The sequence below is a fragment of the Lacinutrix sp. Hel_I_90 genome, from assembly GCF_000934685.1.
Taxonomy (GTDB): domain Bacteria; phylum Bacteroidota; class Bacteroidia; order Flavobacteriales; family Flavobacteriaceae; genus Lacinutrix.
The window spans coordinates 2798041-2820180 of sequence record NZ_JYNQ01000001.1; the positions used below are offsets into that span (position 1 = coordinate 2798041).

Here is a 22140-nt window from a genome sequence, read left to right on the forward strand (position 1 = left end):
GCTGAGCATATGCTACTGCTTGGGGATTAACAATTGATAAAATACGAACTATTATATTAGCATGTAATTGTAAATGAGAAGGGAGGATTTGAGTTGGATTTCTTTTTAAAGTCTCTGGTTATAATTAAGGAACGTATTGGTGAGTGTTATTAATTCGTCAACTTCTAAAATGTTAGCTTCTTTAATCCAATTAAAGTAAATGCGTAACTTTTTCAGATTTGAAAAATCTTTGATAACAGAAAAATTTCCACTTTCATAATCTTCAAATATGCGATAATCTATTTTGGTTTCAAGTAGCTTTATTAAGCCGCTATGACGTGAATCTTTTTTTATTTTATCAAATATGGTTTCAACTTTAGTTTGAACGCCCTCCATGATTTGAAAAAAATGCCCCTGTTGTATGATAAGAATGCCTGTTATATCAAGTTCGTTGTTTTTAGAGGATACGAAATAAGATAAATTATCTAAATCCTCTTGGGATGTTTTACTTTTTATAGTACTAATATAACAGATTGCCTTTAACATTATAAATGATTTAACAACAGATATTAGTAGTAATAGCTACATAAAGGTAGTAATTTTTTTCTAAAAAGGATTTACAATAGGTTTTAAATGAGTGAACCCGCGGTAATCAGCCGCGGGTTCTTCATCAATCAAAAAACGAACAGTTATGATAAACTGTTTGTTACTGTAACTTAGGTTTTAGCCTAAGTATGTTTTTAATATTTTACTGCGAGAGGTATGTTTTAATCTACGAATCGCCTTTTCTTTAATTTGTCTTACACGCTCACGGGTTAAGTCGAACGTTTCCCCTATTTCTTCTAAGGTCATTGGGTGCTGATTTCCTAAGCCAAAATACAAACGAATAACATCTGCTTCACGAGGGGTTAAGGTCTCTAAAGCACGCTCTATTTCGGTACGTAAAGATTCGTGTAATAACTCACGATCTGGATTTGGTGACTCACCAGAATTTAATACATCGTAAAGGTTAGAATCTTCACCTTCAACTAAAGGCGCATCCATACTCACGTGACGTCCAGAATTCTTCATAGATTCCTTGACGTCGTTAATAGTCATATCTAATTCTTTTGCAATTTCTTCAGCACTTGGCGGACGCTCATGTGCTTGTTCTAAGAAAGCAAAGGTTTTATTTATTTTGTTGATAGAACCAATTTTGTTAAGCGGTAAACGTACAATACGAGATTGCTCAGCTAACGCTTGTAAAATCGATTGACGAATCCACCATACAGCATATGAGATAAATTTAAAACCACGTGTTTCATCAAAACGTTGTGCAGCTTTAATTAAACCTAAGTTACCTTCGTTAATTAAATCGGGTAGGGTCAATCCTTGATTTTGGTATTGCTTAGCTACCGATACTACGAAACGTAAATTAGCCTTCGTTAATTTCTCAAGTGCTAACTGATCGCCAGCCTTGATACGTTGTGCTAATTCTACTTCTTCGTCTGCGGTAATTAAGTCAACTTTTCCAATTTCCTGTAGATATTTATCTAATGATGCGGTCTCACGGTTGGTAACCTGCTTGGTAATTTTAAGTTGTCTCATTTAAAAAGTGTGATTTTTATCCCGAACTTCGGGAGTGAATAATTTGCTATCAGTAGTTATACGTAAATAGGTTACATTTTGTTACAACAAAAAGAATATTTTTTTGCAAAAAACATAAAAGATACCACTTTTAGAACGCAAAACACAGGTTTTTAGGTATTTACTACAAAAAATTTAAATAAGAAAGTGGCACTACGACTCTTGATAAAGCCTCACTATATGCCTTAGTTCTCTAATTTATAATGAGAATCACGGTTGCTATATTAAAACAAAAGCATCTTCAAATGTAATCTGAAGATGCTTTTGATTGTGTTTATTCTCTAATATGGCCATCACCAAACACATAATATTTGTTGGTTACCAATTGTTTTAATCCTAATGGACCTCTATGGTGCAACTTGTCGGTGCTTATGGCTAATTCTGCGCCAACGCCCATTTGGCCACCATCTGTAAATCGTGTAGAGGCGTTGTGATATACTGCCGCATTATCTACCTGCTCCATAAATAAAGTAGCATTGTTTTTATCTTCAGTCATGATTGTTGAGGAATGTCCGCCGGAGTACTTGTTGATTATATCAATAGCTTGTGTTATATCTCCTACCTCACCAAGTAAAATTTTCATAGCCAAAAACTCTTCATGCCAAACGTTTTCATCGGTGGTCTTCGTTTTCTCTGGTAATACTTTAGACAGCGACTCATCAACTAATATGTCGACCTCTAATTTTTCCAAGATGGTTTGTAGCTCCTTGATTTTAGCTTCGTAATCAGGGATGTTTTTATCAACCAAAACTTTGTCTAGTGCATTACATCCTGAAATTTTATCTGTTTTAGCATTTACGATGACTTTTACTGTTTTTTTCCAGTCGGCATCTTCAGCGACATATAAAAAATTGTTACCACGACCGCTAATTAATACAGCACAAGATGCATTGTCTTTCACGAATTTTATAAGGCGTTCGCCACCTCGGGGCACAATTAAATCTAACTTTTCAGTTGGATTTTTTAGGAATTCCTGGGTTTCTTCTCTTTTTAAGTGCAATAACTTAATCCAATCTCTAGACAGCCCGTTTTCTAAAAGTGCTTCATGCCAGCATTTCTCTAAAATCAAGTTAGAGTTTATAGCTTCCTTACCTCCTTTTAATAATATCTTGTTATTGGCTTTAAAGGCAACTACAGCTGCTTCAATCGTGACATCAGGCCGTGATTCATAAATAATCATGATGGTGCCAAAAGGAGCCGTCTTATTGATAATGTTTAGACCGCTATCTAAGGTAATGTTTGAGATTTCTTGTCCTACGGGATCGTCCTGTGCTTGCACTTCCTTAATGGCCTGTATCATGCCATTTACCTTAGCCTCATTGACTACCAATCTGTCATATAGCGCTTGATCTTCTTTGTCAAAAGCCTTTAAATCTAATTGGTTCTCTTTAATAATAGTATCTCGTTCTCTATCCAGAATTTTCATCATGGTACTCAATACCTTATTCTTTATATCTGAACTTAAAAGTTTCATGTTTTTGTGTTTTTAATTAATAAATTTTGTTCCTATTGGTTTGTTGTCAATGATATCGACTATAACATTTTTACGTTTCCCATTGGCTATGTAGGTTGGGATGTCTTTTTTGGCAGTACCTTTTGCTATTTTTAATTTCGAAGCCATTCCACCGCGACCTTCACCTTCTTGTTTTTCTGAGGCCTGAACGTATTTTTCTACATTCTGATCGCCTTTAACCTCATTTAATTTCACTGAGTCGTCATCGTCCGGGTGTCCTGTGTAAAGACCATCGGTATCAGATAATATAATCAACCGATCTACATCTAATAACTCAGCAACTAAACTGGCAAGTTCATCATTATCAGAGAACATTGACATGGTTAAAGAAACCGCATCGTCTTCATTAGCAATAGGAATAACACCTTCAGATAATAAGCCTTCGTAACAGTTAATCATATTTTCACGATGCTTTCCCATATCAAAATCTCTTTTCGTAGCCAAAACTTGGGCACATCGCATACCATAGTCGTGAAATAAACTATAATAATGCCGCATCATTCTTGGCTGTCCAACTGCAGAATAGACTTGTCTTCTTATAGATTTATCGGTGATACTTGTATCGCCTAAAACTTCTTTACCAGCGATAGCAGACCCTGAAGACACCAAAATCACCATAATGTCACGCTCATACAGTTCTGCAATTTGCCTCACTAATTCCTTTAGTACAGGACCCACAATACGATTGTCCTTATTCGTTAGCACATTTGTACCTACCTTTACTACAACTCTTTTAATGTCCATATTTATTTTTTACCCAATTCAATAGCTCTATCAAAAGCGGCATAAGCGGCATCTTCAATAAGCTGTTTTACATTATTATCATCCATAGAATCAATTGCTGCTTGCGTTGTTCCGCCTTTTGAAGCCACCCGTTCTATCCATGTTTTTGGTGAAATATCTGATTGGTTGAATAGTTCTATTGCGCCTTCGAAAGTGCTGCTGACTAGGACTTTGGAGTCGTGCTCCGAAAAGCCCATTTTTTTTGCGGCCTCTAGCATCGATTGCATAAAATAGAACACATAGGCAGGACCACTTCCAGAAATTCCTGTAGAAGCATCAATAAAATTTTCATTTTCTACATGAATTGAAGTCCCGGTTGTGTCTAAAAGATTACGAACCATGATAAGTTCTATTTTAGAAACGGCTTTAGATTCTGTATATGATGTCACCCCTTTACCTACTTTAGCAGGTAAATTAGGCATGGTTCTAATGACTTTTTTCTTGTCTAACTGTTCTTTAATGGTATCTAACGTAACACCAGCCATTAATGACACGAAAATTTGGTGGTCATTAGTCATTGGTTTCATCGTTTCAAATAAGGCTTCACAGTGGTAAGGTTTTACCGCTAAGAAAACAATATCGGCCTTTGGTAGGCAGTCTTCTAAGTTATCAAAAACATTGAAATACGGCAACTTGCTTAGTTTTTTTATTTTTTTTGGATCGGTATCATAAATTCTTAAATTGTGTTTGCTCAATAATGGTGATTGTGCCATACCTTCAGCATACGTTAAACCCATATTTCCTGCTCCAATTACTAATACTCTCATTTAATTAAGGTGTTGATTTTAATATTATTATACCCTCTTTAGTGCAAGTATTATGCAGAAGGAGGTGATTATTTGTTTTTTTCTAAAAATCATCAATTTGATAATTTTACGTCACTTTGTTCATGATTTATGAAAAAATGAGGGGTCTTAGCCATATATTCTTTAATTCTCCATGAGAATATGTCTCTGTGTTTTATGACAAATTGGCGGTATTAGAGCTAGTAAAAAATAAAGAAGGCTATGATAGTACTTGTTTAATATTTTCTTTTTTGCTCAAATTAAAGATGTTGGCAAATTGTAAATTCAAGTATTCTATGTTAAATAACCTTTAAATCCTAAAACAGGGCTGCGCATATAATTTAAGATTGTAAACGCAATTGAAAAGCCTGTGTTATGGTTAGAGGATTAAGATACGAAAATAAATGATGGAAATAGTAGATTACAATGTTAGATAGTTAAGGATCATTGGAGTTCCTTTGATTTTTGGAAGTTACGATTTTAAGAAAGTATTGATGCGGTCTGGATCTGGCATTAATTTAATACAAAAAAGCCCATCAAATAGTTGATGGGCTTTTAAACATATTAAGAACGAAAAGAATTACTCTTCTTTTTTATCTTCTCTTGGTTTTCTATCGTCACGACGATTATCACGTCCGCGATTATCTCTCCCTTTATTGTCGCGTCCACCACGATCGTTACTTTCTCTTGGTGGTCTCGCAACATAACCTTCTGGTTTTGGTAAAATAGCTTTACGAGAGACTTTTTCTTTACGAGTTCTTGGATCCAGACCAAAATACTTCACATCAAAAACGTCACCCATATTTACAACGTCACTAACGTTTTCTGTGCGTTCCCATGCTAATTCACTAACGTGTAATAACACTTCGTTTCCTGGTGCATCTAAATATTCTACAACAGCACCAAAATCTAACATTTTAATTACTTTCACTTCATATACGCTACCAACTGTTGGCTTAAATAAAATAGCATCGATTTTTGCCATAACAGCATCAATACCTTTCTTTCCAACACCTAATATTTCAACAATGCCTTCTTCGGTTACTGGATCTTCGTTAATAACGATAGTCGTATCCGTTTCTTTTTGCATTTCCTGAATCACTTTTCCACCAGGGCCAATTAATGCGCCAATAAATTCGTTAGGCACACGTCTTGTTACCATTGTAGGAGCATGCTCTTTAACTTCTGCATTTGGTTTAGCAATCGTTTCAACCAACTTCTCTAATATATGTAAACGACCTGCACGCGCTTGTTTTAGTGCATTCACTAAAATCTCGTAGCTTAATCCTTTTACTTTAATATCCATTTGGCAAGCGGTAATACCATCAGCAGTACCTGTTACTTTAAAGTCCATATCTCCTAAATGATCTTCATCACCTAAGATATCAGATAATACAGCGTATTTTCCTGAAGCTGCATCAGAAATTAATCCCATTGCAATACCAGAAACAGGCTTAATCATTTGCACACCAGCATCCATTAGCGCCATAGTTCCAGAACAAACTGTTGCCATAGAAGACGAACCGTTAGATTCTAACACTTCAGAAACAACTCTTACTGTGTAAGGGCAATCTGCAGGAATCATACCTTTTAAAGCACGTTGTGCTAAGTTACCGTGACCTACTTCTCTACGAGAGGTTCCACGAATTGGTCTTGCCTCTCCAGTACAAAAAGGAGGGAAGTTATAATGCAAATAGAAACGCTCTTCACCTTCAAACGATGGCATATCTAATTGATTTGCATCTCTTGAGGTTCCTAAAGTTACCGTTGCTAAAGCTTGTGTTTCTCCACGTGTAAAAATAGAAGAACCATGTGTTGATGGTAAGTAATCTACCTCACACCAAATGGGTCTAATTTCGTCTGTCTTACGACCGTCTAAACGCAACCCTTCATTTAAGGTTAAATCACGAATAGCCGCTTTTTCAGCTTTACGATAATAATCAGAGACTAAACCGCCATAATCTTCTAATTCTTCTTCAGAAAACGTGGCTTTAATATCTTCTTTTATTTGTTGGAAGGCAGCACTTCTTTCGTGTTTAGCAGAGCCTGCTTTTGCAATAGCATACACTTTATCGTAAGCCATATCATGCACCTTCTTTTCTAAAGCTTCATCTTCTTTTTCACCTTCATATTCACGAACCTCTTTTTTTCCAAAGGCTTCAGCTAATCTTACCTGTGCAGCACATTGTATTTTAATGGCTTCATGAGCAAATTTAATAGCGTCTGCCATTTCTTCTTCAGAAATTTCATCCATTTCACCTTCTACCATCATTACTGAATCTGCAGAAGCACCAATCATCATATCTAAATCGGATTCTAATAATTGCGCACGTGTTGGGTTAATAATGAACTCGCCATTAACACGACCAACTCTAGCTTCAGAAATTGGGCATTCAAAAGGGAAATCTGATAATTGAATAGCTGCCGAAGCGGCTAAACCTGCCATTGCATCTGGCATAACATCGTCATCATGAGACATTAATTGAATCATCACCTGTGTTTCAGAATGATAATCTTTTGGGAATAATGGACGTAATACACGATCCACTAAACGCATGGTTAGTACTTCGCCATCACTTGGTCTCGCTTCTCTCTTGAAGAAACCACCTGGATAACGACCTGCAGCTGCAAATTTCTCTCTGTAGTCTACCGTTAAGGGTAGGAAATTAAGATCTTTTTGTTCGTAATTGGAAACCACTGTACATAATAACATACATTTTCCTGACTGTACAACAACAGAACCATGTGCCTGTTTTGCTAATTTTCCGGTTTCGATAGAAATTTCTCTTCCATCACCTAGGTCAATGACCTCTCTAAAAACTTTTGGAATCATAAATAAGTTTTAATACTAATTAAACATTGGTAGTTGTGTTGTGTAGTAGTAGTTGTGACCAATGAAAAACTATAATTAGCTTCTTCAATTTTGGAGTTTAGACTCTTCCAAAGCGAGTTGTTATATACCAAAAAACCACGCTGGAAGGCGTGGTCTTTTTATTGAGATTATTTTCTTAATCCTAATTCCTTTACTATTGCACGATATCTTAAGACATCTTTCTTAGTTAAGTAATCTAGTAGGCTTCTTCTTTTACCTACTAACATGACTAAAGAACGCTCTGTATTATAATCTTTACGATTGGTTTTTAAGTGTTCTGTTAAGTGCTTAATTCTGTGAGTGAATAATGCAATTTGTCCTTCTGCAGAACCAGTATCGTTTTTAGCTTTACCGTGTTTAGCAAAAAGTTTTGCTTTTTCTTCTTTTGTTAGATACATTCTAATATTGTTGTAAATGATTGTTATGTATATGAAAGCTTATCTTTCAAGCGGCAAATATACGCTTTTTAATTGATTTTCAAATATTTTTATTTCAAAATGCGTATTGCTTTATATTGGTACAAAAAGTCCCATAATAGCCTTTTATAATTAGGCTCTCAAGGGTTGATTGGTAATCAAATCGATATATAAATTCACCTTATTTTTAAGTGCTTTTCTATGGGTAATAAAATCTAAGAAACCATGTTCTAATAAAAACTCAGAAGTTTGAAATCCGTCTGGTAATTCTTTTCCTGTGGTATCTCTAACAATTCTTGGTCCTGCAAATCCAATTAAAGCACCTGGTTCTGCAATATTAATATCGCCTAACATCGCAAAAGAGGCTGTTGTTCCGCCAGTGGTTGGATCTGTACATAACGAAATGTATGGTAATTTCGCTTCTGCTAATTGTGCCAGTTTAACCGAGGTTTTTGCCAGTTGCATTAAAGATAAAGCCGCTTCCATCATTCGTGCACCACCAGATTTTGAAATAATCATAAATGGTAGCTTGTTTTTTAAGGCGTAATCTGCGGCACGAGCAATTTTTTCACCCACAACACTACCCATTGAACCACCAATAAACGCAAAATCCATTGCGGCTATAACGAGTTCTTTTCCTTTAGACTTACCAACAGCACAACGCACAGCATCTACTAAATTTGTTTTGTCTTGTGCGGCTTTTAATCGGTCTGGGTATTTTTTTGTATCCTCAAATTTTAAAGGATCTTTAGACGTTAATTTAGCGTCTAATTCTTCAAATTCATTATCGTCAAATAATATTTCGAAGTATTCTTTACTACCAATTCTTACATGGTAATCATCTTCAGGACTCACATAGAAGTTTTTTTCAAGTTCTTTAGAGTCTACTATTTTTCCGGTAGGAGATTTGTACCAAAGACCTTTAGGGATGTCCTTTTTTTCTTCTGTAGAAGTGGTAATACCTTTTTCTTTTCTTTTAAACCAAGCCATATTGATTCTATATTTTATCCCAAAGTTTTGGGAGATCTGATTGAAGATTAGTGGTCTAAGCCTCAATCGTTGCTATTAATTAGTTCTGTTTTTGCTTTAATAAAGCGTACAAAATTACTGTTTTTATTACTCAAACTCAAAATTTGTTGGGGCTATCTCTTTTCAAGGATGATTTAAAAAAACGAATCCCATTCTAAACGATGTTACAATGGGATTATAAATTATAAGAGTTGCTTAATTTAAAGACTGTTACGCTTAAAGCGTGTTAACATTATTTAAATCTTCAAATGCTTTTTTAAGTCGCTCAACAAAAGTAGTTTCTCCTTTACGTAACCAAACTCTTGGATCATAATGCTTTTTATTTGGAGATTCTGGCCCATCAGGACTTCCTATTTGAGATTTTAGATAGTCTGCTTTTTCTCCCATATAATCTCGTACACCGCTCGTAAAGGCATATTGCATGTCTGTATCAATGTTCATTTTAATCACACCATAGCCAATAGCTTCTTGTATTTCGGCTTCGGTTGAACCAGAGCCACCGTGAAAAACAAAATCAATATGATTGTGCGGGACATTATATTTTTTTGTGATGTATTCTTGAGAATTCTTTAAAATTTTCGGAGTCAATTTTACATTTCCAGGTTTGTAAACCCCATGAACATTCCCAAAAGCTGCTGCTATGGTAAACTGGTCACTTATTTTACTTAATTCTTCGTAGGCATAGGCCACTTCTTCTGGCTGTGTGTAAAGTTTTGATTCGTCTACATCACTATTGTCAACACCATCTTCTTCACCTCCAGTAATACCTAATTCGATCTCTAAAGTCATCCCCATTTTGCTCATACGCTTAAGATATGATTTACAAATTTCTATGTTTTCTTCAAGAGGCTCTTCACTTAAATCAATCATGTGAGAGCTGTAAAGCGACTTTCCTGTTTCTTTAAAATGCTGCTCACTGGCCTCTAGTAAACCATCTATCCAGGGTAATAACGCTTTAGCACAATGGTCTGTGTGTAATATCACAGGAACACCATACGCTTCAGCCATTAAGTGTACATGTTTCGCACCAGCTATACTGCCTGCAATGGCCGCTTTTTGATTTTCATTGCTCAAACTTTTTCCGGCATTAAAAACTGCACCGCCATTAGAAAACTGGATAATTACAGGCGCATTTAACGCTTTTGCGGTTTCTAAGACCCCATTAATAGAATTAGATCCAATCACGTTAACTGCTGGTAGGGCAAAGCCTTTTTCTTTTGCTAACTTAAAGATCGCTTGTACTTCTTTTCCTGTTGCTACTCCTGGTTTTATTTGGTGTGCCATTTTAATATGTTTTTAGTTGAAGAATTGAATATCAAAAGTAATCAATTTTTGAGTATTGGCTAAGAAAAGTATGGATAAAACACCGAAATCGTTGTAGTGCTTTTTTAGATTTCAGATCTAAAAAGGATAGTTAATTCCTATGTTATAAACCGCGTTGTTAAAGTTATAGTCATTAAACCAGCGGTTGCCCAAACTGTACGAGGGGTCATAGGTTTTAAAACCGATATCACCTCTGAGGATAAAGAAATTAAAGTCATAACGCAGTCCAAAACCAGAGCCAATTGCTATATCTTTTAATGAGGAGAATGAATTAAAAGTGGCGGCATCGTCATTGATTTCATCTAACACATTCCAAATGTTTCCAGCATCAATAAAAACAGCGCCATTTAATGCACCAAAAACATTAAAACGATTTTCAGCACTTAATGTGATTTTCATATTGGCTTCATTAAACTCATTGGTTGATTGCGAGCTACCTGGGCCTAAATTGTAGGCTGACCAAGCCCTAATATCATTAGCGCCACCACCAAAAAAACTTTTTAAAAACGGAATACTTGTTGAATTACCGTACGGTATTGCAATACCAAAATAAGACCGTACTGCAACAACATTTTTATTTCCTAAATTCCAATATTTTACATAGTCTAACTCCGTTTTTACATATTGTGAAAAAGCGACATTAAATACTTCATATTTATTATTTGTGTTTTTTTGTAACCCAAAAATATCAGAAGCTGTAGACAGTACATTACCTGCTAATTCTAGTCTTAATCTTAAAATAGAAAAATCGTTATCAAATAAATTATCTCTTCTATCTCTTACATAATTAAAACTTGAAGATAAAATAAGGTTGTCTTCAGTTAACCTATCCTTTCTTTCTTCTATAGCATTTATTGCTCGTAAATCATTTGAGGAAATCGCAGCGCCTAAACTTCCGCTAGTAGCTTCTGCTATAAATGCATTTGCCCCACTAGGAATGCTTAGTGCTTGGTTTTCATCTATATATCCAGAATTTATTGCAATAGTATTTAAAGCATTAAAAGAAGCTTGATAGGTTTTAAAATAATTGGCAGTATTTAAATTTTGTACAAACTGAATATTAAATACGTCTAAACGATTGGTGACTTTGTCATTAGGAAACCATTTGTAATTATAGACACCTGTAAAGGTTTGTTTGTCTAAACCTACGTTAGTTTGACTTGTTGCTGCAAGGCTAATTCTCGTACTGGGAAACATATACGAGGGAATAATTTTTTCTGTATTAAAAGGTGAGAATAGTCTTGGGATGGTTAATTTTAAGTCGGCACCAATTTCATTAATATCAAAAAACTGATCGCGGTCATTGGCGCCATCTTTTGAAGCGCCAATAGAAGTAATACCCGATAATTCTAGTGTTTCTGCTCCTTTAAAAACATTACGCATTAGTAAGCTGGGATTTAATGCAAACCCAATACGTTGAATGTTACTTTGGGAGGCTTCTGCACTGAAACCTAGAGAGAATCGTTTTAAAGGCGTGAGGTAAATATTAGTGGTTAATGTCGTGTCTGCCTCATTCTCAATATAATCAATTTTTGGGTATTTAAAGGTGCGTAAATTGCTAATACGACGTGATGTTTGAGGCTTGTGTTTGTCTTTAAAAAGGGTGTTAGGTTTCATGAAAACCACATCAGTTAAGGTTTTTGGGCTGTAACGTAATGGGTCTTTACTGTAAATGTTTATACCGTTATAAGTTGTAGAGTCTGAAATGGCTTTATTTCGATTTTCATAACCAGAATCTGTAAAAATATTAACATCCTTTACCTTATAGATTTTAAAGGGTTCGGTTAAGGTGGTGTCTTCAAAACGTATCTGTCTATCGCTTATTTGAATTTCTAGTTTTACTTTTTTCGTCTTACCAATCGTGTCATACTCTAGATAAATATGATCTTGAGAAAAATGGTACACGCCTGAATTTAGCATGAAGTCGTTAATGCGCTCTCGCTCATTAACGGCATCTATAGATTTATACTGTTTGTTAAGTTTTATTAAAGATTGGTCTTCTGATAGTTTGTATAATGAATCTATTATGGGTGTTGAAATTCTTGTAGATATTGAATCTATAATGTACGGTTTTCCAGTAGTTACCTTATAGTCCACGCGACCTCTTTGGTTGCTGTCTCTTATGGTTTCATAGTCTGCTTTAACATCAAACCAGCCATAATTAAAATAGTAATCTTTTAAACGTTTAATAGATTTTTTGGAGAGTGTATCATTAATAATAACGGGAGCTTCACCAGTTTCCTTTATCCAATCATTAAAGCTCAATCGTGACTTATAATATTTATTTTGTTGTTTTTTAGATAAAAAATGCTCCCAGCGTTTGTGGCGTTTTGGATTTCTTTTAGCCCTTGCTTTTAAAATAGAATCAATATTGGGTCTTGCTAAATTATAGATATGCAACCTTAAAGGTGTACCAATAAGGGGTAAAGTGCTGTTTGGTTTCTGATAAATTAAGTTAGTAATCGTTTCACTGTCTTCATTTTCATTATTTACAGTAAGTGAGTTTTTAGTAAGTAAATATTCGTTTTCTGCTACTCTTTTTACCGAATTACAAGAGCTAAAAAAAACAATAATTACAATTAATAATAGTATTTTTGAAGACTGCTGTTTCAAATAGCTGAAGATTAAAAAGGTTAATTTTTAAAGTTGTTTATAATTTAAATGACATCGGATTCAAAAATACATTTTTTAAATGCTATCAAAAAGCCAAATAAAATTTATAACGCGATTAAAGCAAAAAAAATATAGAGTACAAGAAGGTCTTTTTATAGCCGAAGGTTTAAAAACGGTTAACGAACTTTTAGAGTCTTCTTTAGAACTTCATCATGTATTCTCTACCAATAGCTTCAATAGTTATGCCGAAAAGCAAACCATTATTTCTGAAGCTGAGCTAAAAAAAATTAGTAGTTTAAAAGCACCAAACACAGTGCTTGCGGTTTTTAAAATTCCAGAACCGAAGCCCATCTTAAACACGGGACTTATTGTCGCTTTAGATGCGGTGAGAGATCCTGGAAACTTGGGGACGATTATTAGGTTATGCGATTGGTTTGGTGTTAAAGAATTGGTGTGTAGTGAAGCTACGGTAGAATGTTATAATTCCAAAGTAATACAAGCTACAATGGGCTCTATAACGCGAGTGAATGTAACTTATACCGATTTAGAAACATTTTTAAAGGAAACCAACGTGCCAGTATTTGGTGCCTATATGGATGGCGAGAATGTTTATACAAGTGTCTTGCCTAAAAAAGGGATTCTCGTTATGGGAAATGAAGCCAATGGAATTTCTGAAGCAATAGAAAAACGAATCACACAACGCATTGCAATTCCTCGGTTTGGCGACGTACAAGCTACAGAAAGTTTGAATGTTGCTACGGCCACTGCTATTTTGTTGAGTGAATTTAAGAGGGGGTAATGCCACAAGGTTTTTATGTAACCCTTCTTTTATTTCAGTAAAAAAAAGCTGAATTCGTCATTTCTTAAAACGTAAAGGAACTTTAACAATAGGCCTTTTTATAAGAACTCTTGCTGAAATCTGAGACGGAATACCTTTTTTGTCCTATTTGCTTAGGTGGGTAAGAGCAACTGCAACTGGAAACGAAATCCTGAAGGCTACCTAAACGTTAGGTTTATAAAAACACCACGTGTCTTCATGGAATTTATATTTCCGGTCCATGGACTGTTAGGATCCACATCACGTACCAACTCATCATTAATGGCAAAAACACCTCTTATGGATGGTGTGAATTTGAACCAGTATAAATAGAAATCAATACCAAAACCAATATCGAAAAACTGCGTACTTGTTGTGGTTCTGAATTCACCTCCGCTGTTGTCTTCAGGGTTTTTCTCGTTACTTGATAAATTGATGGAAGTCGCGACACCAAAAGTGATAAACGGCTTAAAGTTATTAATTCTTTGCGTTGAAAAACGCACTAGTAAGGGAAAGTAAACATAGGTTGATTTAACCTCTCGTATGAAATCAGATTTGTTAGTATCATCGATACCGTCAAAGTAGCTCTCAGGATACATTAAATTTCTCCCAGCAATAACTAAACCTGGTTCCAATCTTAAATTAATATAATCGTTAACGCGAAGATCACCAACTAAACCCACATTAAAACCAAATGTTTTTTCTGTTTGAATCTCTTCGGCATTAGTCTTGTAATCTATTTTGTAGTCTAAATTATTTACACCAAAGTAGTAGCCCCAACTCAGGATTTGTTTATCCATATTTGGGTTGTTTTGCACTTTTTTCTTAGTAAATAGCTGTGCAGAACTTGTAGATACTACAAATAGTAAAGTTATTAGGGCAAATATATTTTTCATGTGCTAATACATATTTCTTAAAACGGTCACATGCAGTTTGCTATTAATATTAAAAGAATTAATACGTTTTTGCAATGCTTGCGTCATTTTATTGTTTTGATGCTTTATAAATGGTAGCCACGCCAAAAGTTTGTGGCAAATCTTTAACATTTATAAACCCAATATTACGTAAAATATTGTTCAACGCTTCTCCATATGGAAATTGTGAGGCAGATTCACACAAATATTTATAGGCTGTTTTGTCTTTAGAAAAGATTCTTCCTATTAGCGGTAGTATGTTTTTAGTGTAAAAATTATAGCCTTGTTTGTAAGGTGTTTTATCTGGCATTGATGTTTCTAGAATAACAAAAGTGCCGCCAGGTTTGAGAACGCGAAGGATTTCTTTTAAGCCATTTTCTAGTGTTTCAAAATTTCGCACACCAAAAGCGACGGTAATAGCATCAAAGCTATTCTCATCAAAAGGCATGTTTTCGCTATCACCTAAAATCATTTCTATTTTAGCAGAAAGGTTTTTTTTCTTTATTTTTTCTTTTCCAATGTCAAGCATTCCACGACTAATGTCTAGACCTACTATTTTTTCGGCATTGGTTTCAGCTAAATTAATAGCGAGATCACCAGTACCGGTCGCAATATCAAGAATCGTTTTTGGTTGTGCTTCTTTTACTATAGCCACTACTTTTTTTCTCCATTTGATATCAATACCAAATGAAATAACACGATTTAAACCATCATAATCACCAGAAATCGTATCGAACATTTGTGTTACCTGTTCTTTTTTACCAAGGTCGCTGTCTTTGTAAGGTTTTACTTTTGCCAAAATATTTTTTTTACAAATTTAAGGCGATTTCTTTAATTTACACTAATAGGAGTTGAAGATGGGATATTATTAATTCAAAATTTATATATGTACAAGTCAAAAGCATATAATGTGTAACATTTTCAATGTATTTAAATTATAAATTGGTTATCTTTTTGGTTATCTTTGTATCACTTTTCAGAAAAATAAAGAATGAAAATTATTATTGCTGGAGCTGGTGAAGTTGGATTTCATTTGGCTAAATTACTGTCGTACGAATCACAGGAAATTACACTTATTGATACGAATCGCGAGAGCCTTTCGTATGCAGACACTCATTTAGATATTAGGGTTATAAAGGGAGATGCCACGTCTATTGCTATTTTAAAAGAGGCTAGGGTAGAACAGAGTGATTTGGTTATAGGTGTTACTGCTTCAGAAACTACAAATATTACGGTATGTGTCTTGGCAAAACAACTTGGTGCCAAGCGTACGATAGCAAGAATTTCGAACACAGAGTTTATTACACATAAAGATGAAGTAGGTTTTACACGCTTTGGTATAGATGAACTGATTTCGCCAGAGTCTTTAGCGGCATCTGAAATTCAATTATTGTTAAGTCAGTCTGCTTTTAATGAAAGTTATGAGTTTGAAGAAGGCGCTTTAACCATGGTAAGTTTAAATTTGTCTAGAACGGCATCCTTTGTTGGTAGAACAGTAAAGGAAGCAGCGGAACTGTTTAGTGAAATTCATTTTGTGCCTATTGCAGTGCAGCGTTTTGGTACCCAATATACTATTATACCTAGGGGCGATACACAGTTTAAAGAAGGCGATACTGTGGTCTTTATTACTAGTGAAGGCGGTGGTCAGGAATTGTGTAAAATGACTGGTAGAGCAAATACCGCTATCAAAGATGTTATGATTCTTGGTGGTAGTAAAATTGGTTATAAAACGGCTAGAGATTTAAGTGCAAAACATTTTAATGTCAAACTCATTGAGAAAAACAGAGAGGAAGCGATGGATTTAGCAGATCGCTTATCTAATGTGTTGATTATTAATGGAGATGGTAGGAATGTGGAGCTTCTGGAAGAAGAAAATATAAAGGATATGGATGCTTTTATAGCGGTAACAGGAAATTCTGAAACCAATATTATGTCCTGTCTTGTTGCGAAGTCTAAAGGCGTAAAGAAAACTATCGCTTTAGTTGAAAATATGGATTATTTTGAGCTATCACAGTCTATAGGTATTGATACTTTAGTGAATAAGAAACTACTAGCTGCAAATAATATTTTTAGATACATTAGAAAAGGTGAAGTGGTCGCTATGACCAAATTGAACAACATACATGCCGAATTATTAGAATTTAGAGTCAAATCTGATTCTAAAATTTGTAATAAGCAGATAAAAGACATTCAGTTTCCACGTTCTGCAATTATTGGAGGTGTCATTAGAGATGGCGCAGGCTTAATTGCATTAGGTGGTTTTAAAATCGAAGAAGGCGATTATATTGTTGTTTGTTGTTTACCCAGATCTATAAAAGAAGTAGAGAAACTTTTCCTATAATGCGTAAAAGATTAAAACTCAATTTTAAAATTATTTTCCATTTTTTTGGGCTATTATTCCTGTTTAATGGCGGTTTTATGTTGCTTGCTACTTTAGTAAGCTTAACGTATAACGATGGGGTTACGCTAAATTTATTTTTATCAGGGCTTGTTACGGTGCTTATCGGCGGTTTTGCAATGTATGCTACCAAAGATCATGAAAAGGAAATGAATAAGCGCGAAGGTTATATTGTTGTTTCTTTTGGTTGGATAGTTATGGCTTTGTCTGGAACCTTACCTTACCTTTTAACGGAATCTATACCTAGTTTTACAGACGCTTTTTTTGAAACCATGTCTGGTTTTACCACTACTGGCGCTACTATTTTGAATGATATTGAAATCATGCCAGAAGGGATCTTGTTCTGGAGAAGTTTAACACATTGGATTGGTGGAATGGGTATTATTGTACTGGCAGTAGCCATTTTACCCTTGTTAGGCATTGGTGGGATGCAGTTATTTGCGGCAGAGGCCCCTGGCCCAAGTGCAGATAAATTACATCCCCGTATTACAGATACCGCCAAGCGTTTATGGTTAATTTATTTTGCTTATACCGCTGCTGAAACGATTTTACTTAAAGTAGCAGGGATGTCCTTTTTTGATGCTATAAATCATTCGATGACCACCTTGTCAACAGGAGGGTTTTCAACCAAAAATTCAAGTGTTGCGTTTTGGAATGATGCGCCAATGATTCAATACATCATTATGGTTTTTATGTTTTTAGCGGGAACCAACTTTGTATTAAGTTACTTTGCTTTTAAAGGAAAAGTACAAAAAGTATTTCAGGATGAAGAGTTTAGACTGTATTTTAAATTTATTGCTGGGTTTACTATAATCGCCGCACTTATCATTTATTTTAATGCAGATCCAAGCCTCTCATCTATTGAGCATCCAATGGTGTTGGGAGAGGGTGAAAGTGCTTTTAGGCATGCTTTATTTCAAGTGTTGACTATTGTGACTACTACAGGATTTGTAAGTGCAGATTATACCCTGTGGACGCCGTTTTTAACGCTATTTTTCTTTGGGATGATGTTTTTAGGAGGTTCTGCAGGAAGTACCTCTGGAGGTATTAAAATAATGCGACACCTGATTACCATTAAAAATGGGTTTTTAGAATTTAAGCGCACATTACACCCCAGTGCTATTTTACCCGTGCGCTATAATAGACGGTCGGTTTCAGGAGAGATTGTATTTAATATTTTAGGATTTTTTATCCTCTATCTTTTAACATTTATTATTGGTACTCTAGGGTTTTCAATGATGCAAATTGATTTTGTATCTGCCATTGGTTTATCGGCTTCCAGTCTAGGAAATGTTGGGCCAGCTTTAGGAGATTTCGGACCGGTAAATAACTATGATGCCTTACCAGATGTTGGTAAGTGGTGGTCTGCTTTTTTAATGCTTATTGGACGTTTAGAATTGTTCACGGTTTTAATTTTATTCACCCCTTTCTTTTGGCGTAATCGATAATTTTTCAATTATTTTTAGCTTTATATTTTTATAGATTTCGCTTGAGGTTTGAGCGCTTTTGTGTTGGTTTTTAGTGCTTTGGCTTGTTAGCGTGTTGTTACAAAATTCGATTTGAATCGTTGTATTTGTATAACCACAAAATCAATCATTATGGAATCAATCATCACAAATCAAGATCACAAATCGTACTCAGGCCTTTTAAATTCTAATTACAAGGCCATTGTAAAACAAAATTTAAAAGATTTAAAAAGCAATTCTCTGTTTAGCTTAAAACAGCGCATAAGAAGTAATCAATTTCAAACCTCTAGCAGTATTGAAACCGCTTTAAAAGTTACGTTGTTTATAGTAGCGTTTATTATTGCATTCAATTAGAGCTTATTTCTCTTTTGTTTGAAAAGGATTGCTACAGTAAGACTAAAACCGTTTAATTGGAAACATGGAAAATCCACTAACTATTAGGGTAGTGGATTTTTATTAATTTCTTTTATCTATTCTATTATTAATTTACCAATATGCAGCTTGCCATAGGCGTCTAATCTTTTTATCACGTACATTCCAGCAGTTAGATTAAGACTTCTTATATGAGTCTCTTTTGAGGTTTCCAGACTCTCATATATTAAATTGCCATAAAAGTTATAAATCCATAGGTTTTTACCTATATAGTTGCTAAAATCAAGAGTCTCTGTGTCACTTCTAAACTGGTTGCAAGGATCATTTGGAGGCAGCTTTAATGCAATTGAAATGGTTTCTCCTTTATTAGGGTTTGGACTTATTCTTAATTGTGGACCACAATTACTCTCTGTTACTTCGTTTCCATGTAAATTCTTGTAGAACATTGTGCCATTTCCACAACTATTTCGAGGTCTGCACGTCAATATACCAAAGCCAACACCAGATCTAATGGTGACAATTCTTGACCCTTGGCCACTAACAATTTCCCAATCACAATACCCGCTATTATCACCAGATAAGGTCCATACATAGTCATTTACTTTGTGAACGAAAGGTGCGGTATATTGTCTAGTTTGGCACTCATTTAAGGTGTTTGGGCCACTTAAAAATTCGCTACTCGAACTTTGTGAGCCATTTATAGGTTGTGGATTGCCCGCCAATTCCTGTAATAGCTAGTTCACACTGGCCTCTGTAAACGAGTCTTTTAAACTTTATTTTGGTAAATTTAGATAATCAATCAAGCATTAATTAAATACAATACATCTTTGTAGCTTTCCAATACACGAATAGTTTTTGATGATATTTGAATGACTGTGTTACCCCCTTCGTCTATCCTATCAGAAACAAACTCAATCTTGTCTATAAAAAAGGTAATTTTTTGTTCGTTAGAACCTGTTAACTCAATTGTTCTCATACGTTTTATTTTTTTTAAGTAATGAACAACAAGTTAATGAAATAGAATAACCTAATTAATAATATTAAAATATTTTAGAATAGCAGAGACTAAGACTATAAGTAGAAAAACCCTAATGATCCATTTAGTTACTGGGTTGTTTACCCACCAAAAGCGATTGTCTCTTTTAAAATCTTTCATTCTTTAGTGTTTATTATTTTCTCAAAAGTATATTGCTTACCAGTTTTTGGGTTTTGGTAATAGTAAATGTTGAAGTCTCTAAAATAATTAGTGAAGTAATTTCTGTTTTTTATAGTAGGCTCGTGTTTTTTCATTTCAGTAACGAAATCAACCAAAGAAGACTTTATAAATAAAACCTTATTTTGATGAATAACAATAAATAGATTGCTTATGTTGCTGTTTCCAATATGCATATATAGTATATATGATCAAATATAGTCATATATATTATATTTGCAATAATTATTGGTTAAATCAATTTTTATTGTATATTTGTATTGCAAAAAACGCCGAAGGTGTGAACTTCGACGTTTGGTAATAAAAATTGAAATAATGGAATTGAGTATATCAAACTCGGCTTAAGCAAGGCTAATGAGACCTTCTTTCAGCTAATGAGACTGGCTTCAACCTCCCATTATTACAATCTTGAAAATAAATAGAGGAGTTTACTATTATTCAGCTCCACTAAAAAAATAGAGTTACTTGCGTATTATACGCGTTGTAACTCGAATCGTACGAGTAGTAGTGATCCTAATAGGACGACGAACTACACGAATTGTTCTAACAACTTTGGCCATGTGACGTGGTATTAAGTTAAACAATTTAGAGATTAGGACTATCCTAATCCGCAATAAGGAGATGTTCAAGCATCTCCTTATTTTTTTAATTTCTTACTACTTTTTTTTCGTAAATATCATGAGGTAGCTTCTCTTTGCTTGGTGTGTTTATTTGTGTAAAATCATTATTTAACTCATTAATCCAGCTTGGCAATCCCCAATAACTCAACTTATTAGAGTTATTGTATTTAACAACTACAAGTTTTCCTTCTCTCTTTAGCCTTCTTGCAATATTGTCTACTCTTTGCTTTTTGCCTACAAACATGTTAAATTCATTTTGTATTTCTGAGAATTTAACTCCTTTTTTAAAGTAATTTTCAAATAACCAAAGCAATTGTTTATCAGTCTTAGCAAGTCTTGGGAAATTTGCCCAGACTTCAGTATCACTTACAACATCAATAACATTTAATTCTTTTGCATGCCCAATATTATTCCCTTTGTCATCATAGCCCTGTTCTTCAATAACATCTATTATATTAGTTATTTTCTTATTTAATATGTTTCTTAGATCGATAAGGCTATCTTTTGCTGAAATTAATTCATATATAAGAGCTCTTGTTGTGTGCATTATCTGTTTATTTAAATCTAGATTATTTGTAAAGGTAATCAAATGAATGAGTTTTACACAAATAAAAAACAAACAAAAAACCGACTTATTAACAATAAGTAGTACAAATGCATTTAAAATCATTTAAAAAGCATAATTTCGAGGTTTTTATTTGTTTTTTAAGGCACTTAATCGATTATTTAGATTAATTATGAATTATTAAAAAAACAAGATGTTAATATCTTTTGTGTCTTACTGAGTTGAATCAGTAGTGTTTAACTTTAAATATCATGTGATTTCCTGCTTTTATAGGAAATTTTTTCTTTCTTATTAATGTCCAATAACTAGGGAATCCATCATAATTTATGAACTCTGTAATCTTTCTTAGATTACCAAACGTACCTAATACTAAATCGTTTTTAACTAAAACGAAATTATATTGGTTTTCTTTTCTTTCTTTATATGTAGTCATAATACAAATCTACAAAAATATTCGAAATTATTTGCATGTACCAATATATTCGGATATAATTGTATTATAATTAATAATAAGATTATAAATTTTAAATCACTCCACAGTTATTAGACTATTTTAAGGACGAAAAGACTTGTATAGCTTACTGTTAGCGAACACGTTGGCATGGTAACGTTGTTTGTCCTCGTTGTGGTAGTGAGCGTACATATAAAATTAATAGATGTAATAAATGCGCTAACAGCGAATGTTATAAGAAATTATCTGTAAAAGTTGGGACTATATTTGAAAACTTTAAAATTCCTTTTAGAATCTGGTTTGCTTCTATTTGGTTAGAAACTTCTCACAAAAAAGGTGTTTCATCTGTACAATTAGCAATTGCTTTAGTAGTCACTCAAAAAAC

General features: G+C 34.1%; 21 protein-coding genes. 4 read left to right on the forward strand and 17 right to left on the reverse strand.

Annotation, left to right across the window (positions count from 1 at the left end):
- Positions 1–105: 105 nt before the first annotated feature.
- From GQ46_RS17205 to GQ46_RS12400, 10 genes are all read right to left on the reverse strand, one after another.
- A complete protein-coding gene (locus GQ46_RS17205) occupies positions 106–525 on the reverse strand; it encodes a BLUF domain-containing protein (RefSeq protein WP_052503477.1) in 420 nt (139 codons plus the stop codon).
- A gap of 177 nt (positions 526–702) precedes the next feature.
- Positions 703–1566, reverse strand: a complete 864-nt coding sequence (locus GQ46_RS12360) for an RNA polymerase sigma factor RpoD/SigA (RefSeq protein WP_044402461.1) — start codon at positions 1564–1566, stop codon at positions 703–705.
- Positions 1567–1879: 313 nt separating this feature from the next.
- Complete coding sequence (locus tag GQ46_RS12365) at positions 1880–3079, reverse strand: glutamate-5-semialdehyde dehydrogenase (RefSeq protein ID WP_044402464.1); 1200 nt, start codon at positions 3077–3079, stop codon at positions 1880–1882.
- A gap of 12 nt (positions 3080–3091) precedes the next feature.
- A complete protein-coding gene (gene proB / locus GQ46_RS12370; RefSeq protein ID WP_044402467.1) occupies positions 3092–3862 on the reverse strand; it encodes a glutamate 5-kinase in 771 nt (256 codons plus the stop codon).
- A gap of 2 nt (positions 3863–3864) precedes the next feature.
- Positions 3865–4668 (reverse strand): pyrroline-5-carboxylate reductase, encoded by an 804-nt coding sequence (proC, locus tag GQ46_RS12375; RefSeq protein WP_044402470.1) that lies wholly within the window; start codon positions 4666–4668, stop codon positions 3865–3867.
- Positions 4669–5266: 598 nt separating this feature from the next.
- Positions 5267–7519 (reverse strand): polyribonucleotide nucleotidyltransferase, encoded by a 2253-nt coding sequence (locus GQ46_RS12380; RefSeq protein ID WP_044402473.1) that lies wholly within the window; start codon positions 7517–7519, stop codon positions 5267–5269.
- Between the two features lie 167 nt (positions 7520–7686).
- Complete coding sequence (gene rpsO / locus GQ46_RS12385) at positions 7687–7956, reverse strand: 30S ribosomal protein S15 (protein WP_044402475.1); 270 nt, start codon at positions 7954–7956, stop codon at positions 7687–7689.
- A gap of 150 nt (positions 7957–8106) precedes the next feature.
- Complete coding sequence (accD, locus tag GQ46_RS12390) at positions 8107–8964, reverse strand: acetyl-CoA carboxylase, carboxyltransferase subunit beta (RefSeq protein ID WP_044402477.1); 858 nt, start codon at positions 8962–8964, stop codon at positions 8107–8109.
- A gap of 255 nt (positions 8965–9219) precedes the next feature.
- Positions 9220–10287: a class II fructose-bisphosphate aldolase gene (fbaA, locus tag GQ46_RS12395; protein ID WP_044402480.1), complete on the reverse strand. Its 1068-nt coding sequence runs from the start codon at positions 10285–10287 to the stop codon at positions 9220–9222.
- A 117-nt stretch (positions 10288–10404) separates the two neighbouring features.
- Positions 10405–12939, reverse strand: a complete 2535-nt coding sequence (locus GQ46_RS12400; RefSeq protein WP_044402482.1) for a BamA/TamA family outer membrane protein — start codon at positions 12937–12939, stop codon at positions 10405–10407.
- Between the two features lie 79 nt (positions 12940–13018).
- Here GQ46_RS12400 and GQ46_RS12405 point away from each other — a divergent pair, with 79 nt between their 5' ends.
- A complete protein-coding gene (locus tag GQ46_RS12405; protein WP_044402485.1) occupies positions 13019–13738 on the forward strand; it encodes an RNA methyltransferase in 720 nt (239 codons plus the stop codon).
- A gap of 197 nt (positions 13739–13935) precedes the next feature.
- Here GQ46_RS12405 and GQ46_RS12410 read toward each other — a convergent pair whose 3' ends face one another.
- Positions 13936–14652 (reverse strand): porin family protein, encoded by a 717-nt coding sequence (locus GQ46_RS12410; protein ID WP_044402488.1) that lies wholly within the window; start codon positions 14650–14652, stop codon positions 13936–13938.
- Positions 14653–14740: 88 nt separating this feature from the next.
- The gene (gene ubiE / locus GQ46_RS12415) at positions 14741–15469 is read right to left on the reverse strand and encodes a bifunctional demethylmenaquinone methyltransferase/2-methoxy-6-polyprenyl-1,4-benzoquinol methylase UbiE (RefSeq protein WP_044402491.1); all 729 of its coding nucleotides are present in this window, start codon (positions 15467–15469) and stop codon (positions 14741–14743) included.
- Positions 15470–15661: 192 nt separating this feature from the next.
- Between ubiE and trkA the strand changes: the two genes are divergently transcribed.
- The 3 genes from trkA (at position 15662) to GQ46_RS12430 (ending at position 18888) form a co-directional block, all read left to right on the forward strand.
- Positions 15662–17011, forward strand: coding sequence for a Trk system potassium transporter TrkA (gene trkA, locus GQ46_RS12420; RefSeq protein ID WP_044402494.1), 1350 nt, complete (start codon positions 15662–15664; stop codon positions 17009–17011).
- Positions 17011–18516, forward strand: coding sequence for a TrkH family potassium uptake protein (locus GQ46_RS12425; RefSeq protein WP_044405039.1), 1506 nt, complete (start codon positions 17011–17013; stop codon positions 18514–18516). Before trkA ends, GQ46_RS12425 begins: the two co-directional genes overlap by 1 nt.
- Positions 18517–18666: 150 nt before the next feature.
- Positions 18667–18888, forward strand: a complete 222-nt coding sequence (locus GQ46_RS12430) for a hypothetical protein (protein ID WP_044402497.1) — start codon at positions 18667–18669, stop codon at positions 18886–18888.
- A gap of 116 nt (positions 18889–19004) precedes the next feature.
- Here GQ46_RS12430 and GQ46_RS12435 read toward each other — a convergent pair whose 3' ends face one another.
- The 5 genes from GQ46_RS12435 to GQ46_RS12450 form a co-directional block, all read right to left on the reverse strand.
- Entirely contained in the window at positions 19005–19628 is a 624-nt protein-coding gene (locus GQ46_RS12435) for a T9SS type A sorting domain-containing protein (protein WP_044402500.1), read from the reverse strand.
- 77 nt (positions 19629–19705) lie between these two features.
- Positions 19706–19882, reverse strand: a complete 177-nt coding sequence (locus GQ46_RS17770) for a hypothetical protein (RefSeq protein WP_156133200.1) — start codon at positions 19880–19882, stop codon at positions 19706–19708.
- A 51-nt stretch (positions 19883–19933) separates the two neighbouring features.
- Positions 19934–20062, reverse strand: a complete 129-nt coding sequence (locus tag GQ46_RS18065) for a hypothetical protein (protein ID WP_255350637.1) — start codon at positions 20060–20062, stop codon at positions 19934–19936.
- A gap of 702 nt (positions 20063–20764) precedes the next feature.
- Positions 20765–21328: a hypothetical protein gene (locus GQ46_RS12445; protein WP_156133202.1), complete on the reverse strand. Its 564-nt coding sequence runs from the start codon at positions 21326–21328 to the stop codon at positions 20765–20767.
- A 202-nt stretch (positions 21329–21530) separates the two neighbouring features.
- A complete protein-coding gene (locus GQ46_RS12450) occupies positions 21531–21737 on the reverse strand; it encodes a hypothetical protein (RefSeq protein WP_044402508.1) in 207 nt (68 codons plus the stop codon).
- Between the last annotated feature and the right edge of the window lie 403 nt (positions 21738–22140).